At 68.5% G+C, this 12,672-nt stretch carries 8 protein-coding genes; 5 read left to right on the forward strand and 3 right to left on the reverse strand.

The window, feature by feature from the left end; translation table 11 throughout:
- Positions 1-91: 91 nt before the first annotated feature.
- Positions 92-1,600, reverse strand: coding sequence for a glycosyltransferase family 87 protein (locus IE172_RS06740; RefSeq protein WP_190096170.1), 1,509 nt, complete (start codon positions 1,598-1,600; stop codon positions 92-94).
- Between the two features lie 99 nt (positions 1,601-1,699).
- Positions 1,700-4,321, reverse strand: coding sequence for a transglycosylase domain-containing protein (locus IE172_RS06745; RefSeq protein ID WP_190096171.1), 2,622 nt, complete (start codon positions 4,319-4,321; stop codon positions 1,700-1,702).
- A gap of 396 nt (positions 4,322-4,717) precedes the next feature.
- Here IE172_RS06745 and IE172_RS06750 point away from each other — a divergent pair, with 396 nt between their 5' ends.
- The 4 genes from IE172_RS06750 to IE172_RS06765 all read left to right on the forward strand — a co-directional run bounded on the left by IE172_RS06750 (position 4,718) and on the right by IE172_RS06765 (position 8,493).
- The gene (locus IE172_RS06750) at positions 4,718-5,401 is read left to right on the forward strand and encodes a PadR family transcriptional regulator (RefSeq protein WP_190096172.1); all 684 of its coding nucleotides are present in this window, start codon (positions 4,718-4,720) and stop codon (positions 5,399-5,401) included.
- Positions 5,402-5,444: 43 nt separating this feature from the next.
- Entirely contained in the window at positions 5,445-6,527 is a 1,083-nt protein-coding gene (locus IE172_RS06755; RefSeq protein ID WP_190096173.1) for an inositol-3-phosphate synthase, read from the forward strand.
- A gap of 78 nt (positions 6,528-6,605) precedes the next feature.
- Positions 6,606-7,868 (forward strand): MFS transporter, encoded by a 1,263-nt coding sequence (locus tag IE172_RS06760; protein ID WP_190096174.1) that lies wholly within the window; start codon positions 6,606-6,608, stop codon positions 7,866-7,868.
- 121 nt (positions 7,869-7,989) lie between these two features.
- Complete coding sequence (locus tag IE172_RS06765; protein WP_190096175.1) at positions 7,990-8,493, forward strand: LppU/SCO3897 family protein; 504 nt, start codon at positions 7,990-7,992, stop codon at positions 8,491-8,493.
- A gap of 96 nt (positions 8,494-8,589) precedes the next feature.
- Here the strand turns inward: IE172_RS06765 and IE172_RS06770 are convergent, their stop codons facing one another.
- The gene (locus IE172_RS06770; protein ID WP_190096176.1) at positions 8,590-10,056 is read right to left on the reverse strand and encodes a CCA tRNA nucleotidyltransferase; all 1,467 of its coding nucleotides are present in this window, start codon (positions 10,054-10,056) and stop codon (positions 8,590-8,592) included.
- Positions 10,057-10,254: 198 nt separating this feature from the next.
- Here IE172_RS06770 and IE172_RS06775 point away from each other — a divergent pair, with 198 nt between their 5' ends.
- A complete protein-coding gene (locus IE172_RS06775; RefSeq protein WP_190096177.1) occupies positions 10,255-12,648 on the forward strand; it encodes a DUF6049 family protein in 2,394 nt (797 codons plus the stop codon).
- Positions 12,649-12,672 lie beyond the last annotated feature (24 nt).

The raw sequence follows: 12,672 nt of genomic DNA on the forward strand, positions 1-12,672 counted from the left end.
GAAGGCCGGGCACGGATCCACCGTGCCCGGCCTTTCGCGCTCCTGGTGGGACGTCGGCCTCTGAAGGGACGCCACCCGGCGTGCTGTTCGCTCAGAGCGAACCGCCGGTGGCTTCCGTCCTGCCCCACTCCACCCGGGGCCCTTCGAAGTGGGCCGCGTGCCGTGCGGGGCGGTCCGCGGGACCGAGCACGAAGACGTCCTCGGCGCCGTCGAGCACACCGCCCGAGGGGTCGTCGTCACCGGACCGGCGCACCGGATCCTTCTCCGGCATCAGGATGTCGCGCACGACCATGACGCACAGGTAGAGCGTCCCCAGCAGGTGGATCCCGATGGCCCAGTGGTAGCCGTCGGTGGGCAGGCCCTTGTGGGCGTCGCCGCTGGTCGTATAGGCGAGGTACATCCAGATGCCCAGGAAGTACGCCACCTCACAGGCCTGCCAGACGAGGAAGTCACGCCACTTCGGCCGGGCGAGGGCCGCCAGCGGCACCAGCCACAGGACGTACTGCGGCGAGTACACCTTGTTGGTGAGGATGAACGCCGCGACGATGAGGAAGGCCAGCTGGGCGAAGCGTGGCCGGCGGGGCGCCATCAGCGCGAGGGCGGCGACGCCTGCGCAGCACAGCAGCATCAGCAGCGTGGCCAGCGTGTTGACCGTGTCCGTGCTCAGCGGATCGTCCGAGTTCTGCGCCAGGATCAACCAGAAGGAGCCGAAGTCGACACCCCGTTCCTGGCTGAAGGTGTAGAACTTCGACCAGCCCTCGAAGGCGAAGAGCATCACGGGCCCGTTCACGACGATCCAGGCGACCGCGGCTCCGGCGAGGGCCGTGCCGTACTGCCGCCACCGGCCCGCCCGCCAGCACAGCACCAGCAGCGGCCCGAGCAGCAGCACGGGATAGAGCTTGGCGGCCGTGGCGAGCCCCAGGAGGAGACCGAACGCCAGGGAACGCCCTCGGGACCACATCAGCATCGCGGCGGCCGTCAGAGCGACCGCCAGCAGGTCCCAGTTGATGGTCGCGGTCAGCGCGACGGCAGGAGCCAGTGCGACCAGGAGGCCGTCCCAGGGGCGCCGGGCGTGGGTGCGGGTCACGCAGACGGCGATGACGGCCGCACAGGCCATGAGCATCCCGGCGTTGACCATCCAGTACCACTGCTCCTGGTCCTGGATACTGCCGCTGCCGGGGGTGAGCCAGGCCGCGACCTCCATGAACACGCCGGTCAGCACCGGGTACTCGAGGTACTGCATGTCCCCAGGCAGCCGGTCGAAGTACGGCACCAGTCCGTCGGCGAAGCCGCGCCCCTGGTAGAGGTGGGGGATGTCCGAGTAGCAGGCATGCGTGTACTGGGAACTGGCGCCGAAGAACCAGCCGCCGTTGTAGCAGGGCGCTTTCTGCACCATGCCGAGGGCGAACATACCGATCGCCACGAGCGCGATCACCCGCACCGGGGTCCACCAGGACCTGCCGGGCAGGACACGCCGCCCCAGCGGCCCGCCGATCAGCTCGCTGCCTGCCGCGGCGACCCGGTCCTCCTCGGTCGGCCGCACGGGCTCCGGCTCCTGGACGCTCGCGTGCGTCGATTCTCCACTGGGCATGTCGCACATCCTGCCGTACCCGGAGGGGGATACGCCGAGGGCCGCCGTACCCGGTGGGTACGGCGGCCCGTGTTTCACGTGAAACACCCAAGCCGGGCGATAACGGAACTAACCGGCCGGGCCTCCGAAGAGACCGCCTCCGTTGCCGCCTCCTCTGCTGTTCCCGGGCTCACCGCTCTCCGTGGGATCGGGTGAGGAGGAGGCCCCTCCGTCCGTACCGCCGTTGTCCCCGCCACCCGGGCCGGTTCCGCCCGTCTCCTCGTCGTCGTCCTTGCAACGGAAGTCGAAGGGGCCGCACGTCTCGGTCTGCGTGGGCTGCGGCGGAGCGGTGGTCTCGGTCTTCGTGGGGGACGGAGGCGCCGAAGGAGTCGCCTCCTCGGTCTCCGTGGCCGTCGGGGTCGGAGTCGGCGCGCCGAGCCCGTCCGCGATCTCGCCGATCTTCTCCGCGGCGGGGAAGCCGGGGTCGGGTTCGCCCTTCAGCGCGGACTTCATGAACTCGGTCCACACCTCCGTGGGGATGTCACCACCGTGGATGGAGTCCTTGCCCGCCGTGCCGTTCATGGAGAGGAGCTTGTGGCTCTTGGGGTCCTCACGGAACATCGTGACGGAGGTCGAGAGCTGCTTGGTGTAGCCGACGAACCACGCCGACTTGTTCTCGTCGGTCGTACCGGTCTTGCCGGCTGCCGCCCGGCCCAGCTCCTTGGCGTGCTGTGCGGTGCCGTTCTCGATCACGTTCTCGAGCATGTCGGTGATGTTGTTCGCCACGTTCTCGGGCATGGCCTGCTTGATCCGCGGCTTCTCGAAGCCGGGCAGCTCCGTCCCCTTGTGCTTGACGGCGGTCACCGAGTACGGATCGGCCTGCTTCCCCGACGCCGCGAAGGTCGCGTAGGAATCGGCCATCCGGATCGCGCTGGGGGTCGAGGTACCGAGCGCGAACGACGCGTTCAGCCCGGCGAAGCTGTCCTTGAGGATGCCGGACCTCTCGGCGACGTCCGCCACGTTCTTCATCCCCACATCCATGCCGAGCTGCACGAACGGGGTGTTGACGGACTGCTCCATGGCCTTGCGCAAGGTGATGTAGCCCCACGGGTAGGGGCTTTCGTTCTTCTGCCGGAAAGGCGTGTTGTCCTTCTTGAGGACGAGCGAGCCGTCGTTGTTCCGGACCTCCAGGTTGTCGTCGCCGTTGTACTTGCTCTGCGGCGAGACCCCCTCACCGTCGGTCTTGTAGGTACCGTGCTGCATCGCCGCGGCCATCACGTACGGCTTCCACGTCGAACCGACGGGGATGCCGGAGGTGTCCGCGTTGTTGTTGAAGTGGCCGTTCTCGAAGCCGGCACCACCGTAGAGGGCGACGATCGCACCGTCGTTGGGCTTCACGGCCGCCGCACCGAACTGGACGTGCTGGTCCAGTTCGCGCTTCGGGTCGATGTTCTCCTTCTCGACCTTCTTGACGGCCTTGGCCAGCGCCTCGACCTTCTCCCTCTCGAACGTGGTCGTGATCTGGTAACCGCCCTGGTCGAACTGTGCCTCCGTGATGTCGGAGTTCTTCAGGACGTACCGCTTCGCGGTGTCGACGAGGTAGCTGATCTGGCCGGTCATGCCCTTGATCGCCTTGCGGTCCTGGGGCACGGGGTATTCCTTGACCGCCTCCTGGTACTCGGCGTCCGTGAGGCGGTTGTCGCCGTGCATCTGCTCGAGGATCCAGCCCCAGCGCTCCTCGGAACGCTTGCGGTTGGCCTCGGCGGTGGCGGACGGGTCGAGGTTCTGGTTGCCCGCGGGGTCGTAGTACGTCGGGCCCTTGAGCAGCGCGGCGAGGAAGGCGCACTGGCTCGGGGTGAGTTCGACGGCGTCCTTGCCGTAGTAGGTCTGGGCGGCTGCCTGGATGCCGTAGGCGCCGCGACCGTAGTACGAGGTGTTCAGGTACCCCTGGAGGATCTCGCTCTTGGAGAGCTTGGTGCCCACCTTGATCGAGATGAACATCTCCTTGAACTTCCGGGAGACCGTCTGCTCCTGGCTCAGGTAGGTGTTCTTGACGAACTGCTGGGTGATCGTCGAACCACCCTGTGTGTCACCGCCCCGCACCATGTTGCCCAGGGCGCGGGCGATACCCATCGGGTCCACACCGGAGTCGTCGTAGAAGGTCTTGTTCTCGGCCGAGATCACCGCCCACTGCATCGCCTCGGGGATGCGGTCGATCGTGACGTTCTGCCGGTTCTGGCCGCTGCCCGTGGCGACCATCTGGGTGCCGTCGGCCCAGTAGTAGACGTTGTTCTCGGACGTCGCCGCGGCGTGGCCCTCGTCCGGCACGCTCACCATCGCGTACCCGATGCCCGCGACGGCCACCAGGCTTCCGAGGAACGCGATGCACAGGCCGGACACGAGCCTCCAGGAAGGCGTCCAGCGGCGCCAGCCGTCCTTGTCGTGGCGCGGATAGTCGATCATCCGCTTCTTGGCGGGAGGGGCCGCACGGCCTCTCCCGCGACCGGATCCGGCGGGGCCTGCTCGCCGGGCCCCGCCACGCTGTGCCGCGCGTCGTGCCTCGACGCGGCTGCCGTGCGTGCGGTCCTCTCCCCCCGAGCCACGGGAACCCGACCCATAGGAATCGGACGGAGATCCGGTGGCGCCTCGCGGTGCCGCGCGGCGGCCGGAGGACGAGCCGGACTGGCCGCGTCGGGCCGCGGCACGTCCGCCTCCCTGCGGCTGCGGCGGTTTGCGACGGTGCTCGCTCATCGAACGACTACTCCTCGGGCAGGCGCACCCTTGCGCGCCTGGAAACGGCGGCTGGTTTCCGGTCCCCCCGAAGTACGGATGTGGCGCTGTGCGCATTCACCCGTACCGCACCGGGGACCAAGACGCCCCCGGACGTCACTCGGTTCCCGGCGGTATGCATGGCGCACAGACTACGCACCACCGAAACCCGCCGAGCACAGAAGTTCACCTCAAATCAGGCAACTTGCTCGCAACGAATCGGTGATGTGATCCCGTTCACCTTTCTCCCCCTTGTCGCACGCGGGAGGCCGTTCTATCGTCTAGATGTATCGAGTCGATACATCAGCTCGGCATATGGGCGGTGACGAACCGCCCACGAGGCCGTCAGGGCACGACCGCGGGAGAGGGGAGGCGACGATGAGCCGGCGTTCCGGCATCCTCGAGTTCGCCGTACTCGGCCTGCTCCGCGAATCTCCCATGCACGGCTACGAGCTGCGCAAACGACTCAATACATCACTGGGTGTGTTCCGTGCGTTCAGCTACGGGACGCTCTACCCCTGCCTCAAGACGCTGGTCGCCAACGGCTGGTTGATCGAGGAGCCGGGGCACACCACCGAGGACGCCCTCGCCGCTCCGCTCGCGGGGCGCCGCGCCAAGATCGTCTACCGATTGACGGCGGAGGGTAAGGAGCACTTCGAACAGTTGCTCTCCCAGACGGGACCGGACGCGTACGAGGACGAGACCTTCGCCGCGCGGTTCGCCTTCTTCGGGCAGACGTCGCGCGATGTACGGATGCGCGTGCTCGAAGGCCGCCGCAGCCGGCTGGAGGAACGCCTCGAGAAGATGCGCGCCTCCCTGTCACGGACCCGGGAGCGCCTCGACGACTACACGCTCGAGCTCCAGCGCCACGGAATGGAGTCCGTGGAGCGCGAAGTGCGCTGGCTGAACGAGCTCATCGAGAGCGAGCGGGCAGGACGGGACCTGAAGGGTTCCGCCGCCGGGGGGCCCGCTCAGCAGGACACCACACATGGAGCGACGGGCGGCCTGCCCCGGCCGGGGGACGACCCCCTGCCGGATCCGCCCGCCGACACCGCCACGTGAGACCCGTTCAGGGCCTCACTCGTACACACAGGGAGCAACCGGAATGGGTTCGGTTCGCGTAGCCATCGTCGGCGTGGGCAACTGCGCCGCATCGCTGGTGCAGGGAGTCGAGTACTACAAGGACGCCGACCCGGCGTCCAAGGTGCCGGGCCTGATGCACGTCCAGTTCGGCGACTACCACGTCGGCGACGTCGAGTTCGTCGCCGCGTTCGACGTGGACGCCAAAAAGGTCGGTCTCGACCTCGCGGACGCCATCGGCGCCTCCGAGAACAACACCATCAAGATCTGCGACGTCCCCAACACCGGCGTGACGGTGCAGCGCGGCCACACCCTCGACGGTCTCGGTAAGTACTACCGCGAGACCATCGAGGAGTCCCCCGAGGAGCCGGCCGACGTCGTGCAGATCCTCAAGGACAAGCAGGTCGACGTCCTCGTCTGCTACCTGCCCGTCGGCTCCGAGGACGCGGCGAAGTTCTACGCCCAGTGCGCCATCGACGCCAAGGTCGCCTTCGTCAACGCCCTTCCCGTCTTCATCGCCGGGACCAAGGAGTGGGCGGACAAGTTCACCGAGGCGGGCGTCCCGATCGTCGGTGACGACATCAAGTCCCAGGTCGGCGCCACCATCACGCACCGCGTGATGGCGAAGCTGTTCGAGGACCGGGGCGTCGTCCTGGACCGCACGATGCAGCTGAACGTCGGCGGCAACATGGACTTCAAGAACATGCTCGAGCGCGACCGCCTCGAGTCCAAGAAGATCTCCAAGACGCAGGCCGTCACCTCGCAGATCCCCGACCGGGAACTCGGCGAGAAGAACGTCCACATCGGCCCGTCCGACTACGTGGCCTGGCTGGACGACCGGAAGTGGGCCTACGTCCGCCTCGAGGGCCGCGCCTTCGGCGATGTCCCGCTGAACCTGGAGTACAAGCTCGAGGTCTGGGACTCCCCGAACTCCGCCGGTGTCATCATCGACGCCCTGCGCGCCGCGAAGATCGCCAAGGACCGGGGCGTGGGCGGCCCGATCCTGTCGGCGTCCTCATACTTCATGAAGTCGCCGCCGGTGCAGTACTTCGACGACCAGGCCCGCGAGAACGTCGAGAAGTTCATCAAGGGCGAGGCCGAGCGCTAGGACCTCCCCGCTGTGGGCAGTTGAGGGTCTCCGGGTCGCATGTCCCGGAGACCCTCTTCATATGTGAGGCTGTGCCCCATGGCCGTCGTCCGTGACCTGCGCGTTCTGCTGCGTTTCCAGGGCTTCAGGCGCCTGCTCACCGTGCGGCTGCTGTCCCAGGGCGCCGACGGCGTCTTCCAGGTCGCGCTCGCCGCCTATGTGGTCTTCTCGCCGGAGAGGCAGACGTCCGCCGCGTCGATCGCGTCGGCGATGGCCGTCCTGCTCCTCCCGTACTCCGTGGTGGGTCCCTTCGCCGGAGTCCTCCTGGACCGCTGGCGCCGCCGCCAGGTGCTTCTGTACGGAAACCTGCTGCGCGCCCTGATGGCATCGGTGACGGCCTTCCTCATCCTCGGCGGGGTGCCCGACTGGCTCCTCTTCGTCTCCGCCCTGTGCGTCACCGGAGTCAACCGGTTCGTCCTCGCGGGACTGTCCGCCGCGCTGCCGCGCGTCGTGGACGCCGACCGGCTGGTCGTCGCCAACTCCCTCTCCCCGACCGCCGGCACGCTGGCCGCGACCGCGGGCGGCGGCCTGGCCTTCGTCGTCCGCATCGTCGTCGCCGACTCCGACGCGGTGGTGGTGCTCGTGGGCGCCGCGCTGTACCTGTGCGCGGCCCTCGCTTCGCTGCGCATGGCCAAGGAACTGCTCGGTCCCGGCCGGGCATGGGCGCACCCGCGGCTGATCACGGCTCTCACCGGCACCGCCCGCGGCCTCAGGGAGGGCGTGCTTCATCTCGCCGCGCCCCCGCGCAGGGAGGCCGCGTGGGCCCTCGCGGCGATGTCACTCATGCGGTTCTGCTACGGCGCCATGCTCGTCCTGCTGCTCATGCTGTGCCGGTACGCGCTGACGTCGACCACCGAGGAGGGACTCGCCCTGCTGGGCCTGGTGTTGGGGGTCTCGGGCGCCGGCTTCTTCGTGGCGGCCGTCATGACGCCCTGGGCCGCCGGGCGGCTGGGTCCCGGCCGCTGGATCACGGTGTGTGCCGCGTCGGCGGCGGTGCTGGTACCAGCGCTGGGGTTGCCGTTCGCCGCCGGCCCCCTTCTCGCGGGGGCGTTCGTGCTGGGGCTGACCACTCAGGGCGCGAAGATCGCCACCGACACCGTCGTCCAGTCCACCGTCGAGGACGAGTACCGCGGCCGGATCTTCTCCCTGTACGACGTCCTGTTCAACGTGGCCTTCGTCGGCGCCGCCGGTGTAGCCGCCCTGATGCTGCCCCCGGACGGCCGATCCGTCCCGCTGGTGGTAACGATCGCTGTTATCTACGGAGCAGTAGCTGGCGCTATGGCCCGTTTTGAGCGCGACTAAGTGTCACATCAGTGCCACATTGCCGTATCAGCCTGCCGAGTTGTCAGTGTGGGCCGGTAGCTTACGTGCGTCTTATCAACGCATCTTTTGCGTCACGCACCTATGTTCCAGGGGGACCCCAGTGACCACTCCGCCGCCTCAGGGCAACCCGTTCGCGCAGGGCCAGCCTCAGGGCAACCCGTTCGCACAGGGCCAGGCACCCGACCCGCCCCAGGGCGGTTTCCCGCAGCAGGGCGGCCAGCCCGGTTTCCCCCCGCCGGGCGCTCCCGTGCCGCCGCCGCAGCAGGGCCGGAAGCTCAGCTTCAAGACGATCAAGAACATCGTCATCGTCCTGATCATCGCCGGTGTGGCCATCGGCACCTACATCACCAGCCAGGACGACGCAGACACCGCCGCGGTCGGCGACTGCATGCACCGGGGCAGCACCGACGACAACAACCCGGATCTCGAAGTCGTCGACTGCGGTGACGCAAAGGCCCAGTACAAGGTGCTCGCGAAGGTCGAGGGCAACTTCTCCGGCCTCACGGCGCAGACCAAGTGCGAGGCGGAGTCCAAGGACTTCCAGTACTCCTACACGGAGACGAACGGCAGCAAGAGCTTCCTCCTCTGCCTGAAGGACAAGTAGGACGAAGGGCGGAGGGCGGTGTTTCACGTGAAACACCGCCCTCCGTCATGGGAGCGGGGTCATGTTTCACGTGAAACATGACCCCGCTCTTCGTTCTCAGCCCTGCTGTGCGGCCCACCACTCCTTGAGCGCCCCGACCGCGGCATCATGCTCCATCGGGCCGTTCTCCAGCCGGAGCTCCAGCAGATGCTTGTACGCCTGCCCGACCGCCGGCCCCGGCTCGACCCCGAGGATCTCCATGATCTGGTTGCCGTCGAGGTCCGGGCGGATGGCGTCCAGCTCCTCCTGCTCCTGAAGCTGCGCGATCCGCTCCTCCAGGCCGTCGTAGGCACGGGAGAGCGCGGCGGCCTTGCGCCGGTTGCGCGTGGTGCAGTCCGAGCGGGTCAGCTTGTGCAGCCGACTGAGAAGCGGTCCCGCGTCGCGGACATAGCGGCGCACAGCGGAGTCGGTCCACTCTCCCGTGCCGTAGCCGTGGAACCGCAGATGAAGCTCGACGAGCCGCGAGACGTCCTTCACCAGCTCGTTGGAGTACTTGAGCGCCGTCATGCGCTTCTTGGTCATCTTGGCCCCGACCACTTCGTGGTGGTGGAACGAGACGCGACCGTCGCTCTCGAAGCGACGGGTACGGGGCTTGCCGATGTCGTGCAGGAGGGCCGCGAGGCGCAGGGTCAGATCGGGCCCCTCCTCCTCCAGCGCCATGGCCTGTTCCAGGACGATCAGCGTGTGCTCGTAGACGTCCTTGTGCCGGTGGTGCTCGTCCCTCTCCAGGTGCAGGGCCGGCAGCTCGGGCAGCACGTACTCGGCGAGCCCCGTGTCCACCAGCAGTGACAGCCCCTTCCGGGGGTGCGCGGACAGGATCAGCTTGTTCAGCTCGTCCCGCACCCGCTCCGCGGAGACGATCCCGATGCGTCCGGCCATCTCCTTCATCGCCGCGACCACCTCGGGCGCCACCTCGAACTCGAGCTGAGCGGCGAAGCGGGCGGCCCGCATCATGCGCAGCGGGTCGTCGGAGAAGGACTCCTCGGGCGTGCCCGGGGTGCGCAGCACCCGCTCGGCCAGATCGGTGAGCCCGCCGTGCGGGTCGATGAACCGCTTCTCCGGGAGCGCGACGGCCATCGCGTTCACCGTGAAGTCCCGGCGCACCAAATCTTCCTCGATGGAGTCGCCGTACGACACCTCCGGCTTGCGCGAAGTGCGGTCGTACGCCTCTGAACGGTAGGTGGTCACCTCGATCTGGAATCGCCGGCCGGTGTCCCCGACACGGGCGTCCTTCTGCGCGCCGACCGTACCGAAGGCGATTCCGACGTCCCAGACGGCGTCCGCCCAGGGGCGCACGATCTTCAGTACGTCCTGCGGACGGGCGTCCGTCGTGAAGTCCAGGTCGTTGCCGAGGCGGCCGAGCAGCGCGTCCCGCACCGAACCGCCGACCAGGGCGAGTGAGAACCCGGCCTCCTGGAAACGGCGGGCGAGATCGTCGGCGACAGGGGCGACCCGGAGCAGTTCACTCACGGCGCGGTCCTGCACCTGGCTCAGGGCACTGATGTCTTCGTTGGCGTTCGGCACAACAGAAGAGGGTACGTGGCCCGGACGACCGGAAGCTTCCTCATTATGGGCGCGCGGACACCCCCGTCGATACTCGGACAAGGCCCGCGCCCCCGATCTTGCGGGCCGGTCCGCGGCACTTCCCCTCAGCGCGCATCGTTACCATGCGTGGACGCACATAGCGACGACCACTGACGACGACGAGGGACGGGCGAGCGCGTGGCCGAGGCGGCAGACTTCCAGGGGACCAGTCCCTCACCTGCCCGCCGCTGGTTGCGGCGCACCGGAGCCCTGCTCGCCGGAGCGCCCCTGCTGGCGGGGCTTCTCCAGTGGCCGGCCTCGTCCCCCGCCGTAGCGGCGGCACAGGACGCTCCGCAGGCCCCTTCGGGGGCGGGCTCGGTCGCCGTCTCGGTGGACTCCCTCACACCGGGTGCTCCCACCGAGGGCGACACCGTGACCGTGTCGGGGACGGTGACCAACAAGGGCAAGCAGCCCGTCACCGACGCTCACGTCGGCCTGCGTGTGGGACCGCTGCTGGACACCCGCTCGGGCATCGAATCCGTCGCCAAGAACAGCGACGACGTCCGGAGCACCGTGGGCCCGGAGATCGACGACAAGTACTCCGAGAAGTTCTCCGAGCTCACTCCGGGGGTCTCGCAGCGCTTCACCCTCTCCGTGCCGGTGAACGAGCTGGACCTCGGCCGGGACGGCGTCTACCAGCTGGCCGTATCCCTGGCCGGGGAGACCTCCGCGCAGCCGTGGGAGCAGACCCTCGGCCTTCAGCGGACGTTCCTGCCCTGGAAGCCCGAGGCGGCCGGCCCGAAGACGAAGACGGCGTTCATGTGGCCCCTGATCTCGACGGTCCACATGACGGCGGAAACGGGTTCGGACGAGCAGCAGACGCCGGTCTTCCACGACGACGAACTCGCCAAGGAGATCTCGCCGGGCGGCAGGCTGGACCGGATGGTGGCGCTGGGCAAGGACCTCGACGTCACCTGGGTGATCGATCCGGACCTGTTGGCGTCCGTCGTGGCGATGACCGACCGTTACGAGATCCCGGGCGATGGTGACGAGAACGGCGTCGGGACTCACCAGGACGTCGCCAAACGGTGGCTCACCGACGTCCAGCGGGCGGTGGCGGACAAGGAGGTCGTGGCTCTGCCGTTCGGCGACCCCGACCTGGCGTCCCTCGCCCACAACGGCACATCGGTCACCGGCTCACTGAGCCACCTCAAGGACGCCACCGACGTCGCCGCCCGCACCGTGGAGTCGATTCTCCACGTGACACCCACCACGGACTTCGCCTGGCCCGTCAACGGCGCCATCGACCCCTCCGTCGTCCGGGTCGCCACGTCCGCCGGGGCCGACAAGGTGATCGCCCGCAGCGACACCTTCGAGGAGACCGGTCTGACGTACACGACTTCCGCGCCGCGCCCCATCGGCGGCGGCACCACGGCCGTCGTCGCGGACGCACGGCTCTCCACGGCCTTCCAGGGCGACATGACCAAGGCCTCGACGTCGGCGCTCTCCGTGCAGCGGTTCCTGGCTCAGAGCCTGACCCTCGATCTGCAGACGGACCGGCAGCGCAGTGTCGTGGTGGCGCCGCAGCGCACACCGTCGGCGAGTCAGGCCCAGACGATGGCCGAGGCCATCGGGATCCTTCAGGACAGCACCTGGTCCGAGTCCCAGAGCCTCACGGACGCGGCCGCGGCCAAGCCGGACCCGGCCGCCACCACCAAGGTCCCCCCGGCTTCCTCCTACCCTTCCTCGCTGCGCAAGCAGGAACTGCCGAAGGCAGCGTTCGAGCAGATCGTCAGGACGCAGGCCAAGCTCGACAAGTTCAAGGTGATCCTGTCCGACCAGTCCCGCGTGGTGACCCCGTTCGGACGCGCCCTGAACCGGGGCATGTCCGTGTCCTGGCGGGGCCGGCAGGCCGAAGCGGCGATCCACCGGAGCGGTGTCGAGTCGTATCTGGACGGGCTCATCGGCCGGGTGAGGCTGATCGACAAGTCGGAGACGAAGCTCTCCGGCCGCAGCGCCACGATCCCCGTGACGGTCCAGAACAACCTGGTCCAGGGAGTGGAGCACCTGGTACTGCGGCTCACCTCGACCAACCCGACCCGCCTGGAGATCGACGGCGCCGCCTACGAGGAGCAGCCCGTCACCGTCTCCGGGGGCCACAGCCAGTCGGTGAAGTTCACCACGTCCGCCAACGCCAACGGCAGGGCGACGGTGATCGCCCAGCTGTACACGCAGGACGGCCGGACATACGGCGACCCCGTCACGTTCGACGTGAAGGTCACCGAGATCACCGCCACGGTGATGCTGGTCATCGGCGGCGGCGTACTGTTGCTCGTCCTCGCCGGCTTCCGGATGTACACCCAGCGCAAGCGAGCCGTGGCCCGCGAGGCCGCGGGGGAGCAGACACGGGAGCCCGAGGCGGACGAGGACGTCCACGGGCCGCAGAACCCCGAAGCACCGGGGGAGCGTCTCCCCCAGGAGTCCGCGACGGGCTCCCGGGAGGACGACTCCGAGCAGCCGAGTGACCCGGCACCGGACACCGAACCGGAAAGCGCAGGCCCGTCGGGCACGGGTGAGAGAGTGGACCGTTGAGGATGTCGTGGCCGGTGGGCCCGG

Source organism: Streptomyces griseoflavus (genome assembly GCF_014649995.1).
Classification (GTDB): domain Bacteria; phylum Actinomycetota; class Actinomycetes; order Streptomycetales; family Streptomycetaceae; genus Streptomyces; species Streptomyces griseoflavus.

Bases quoted from the DNA above. Each gene is read 5' to 3' on its own strand.
- IE172_RS06740 (WP_190096170.1), bottom strand. From the start codon at position 1,600: ATGTGCGACATGCCCAGTGGAGAATCGACGCACGCGAGCGTCCAGGAG.
- IE172_RS06745 (WP_190096171.1), bottom strand. From the start codon at position 4,321: ATGAGCGAGCACCGTCGCAAACCGCCGCAGCCGCAGGGAGGCGGACGT.
- IE172_RS06750 (WP_190096172.1), top strand. From the start codon at position 4,718: ATGAGCCGGCGTTCCGGCATCCTCGAGTTCGCCGTACTCGGCCTGCTC.
- IE172_RS06755 (WP_190096173.1), top strand. From the start codon at position 5,445: ATGGGTTCGGTTCGCGTAGCCATCGTCGGCGTGGGCAACTGCGCCGCA.
- IE172_RS06760 (WP_190096174.1), top strand. From the start codon at position 6,606: ATGGCCGTCGTCCGTGACCTGCGCGTTCTGCTGCGTTTCCAGGGCTTC.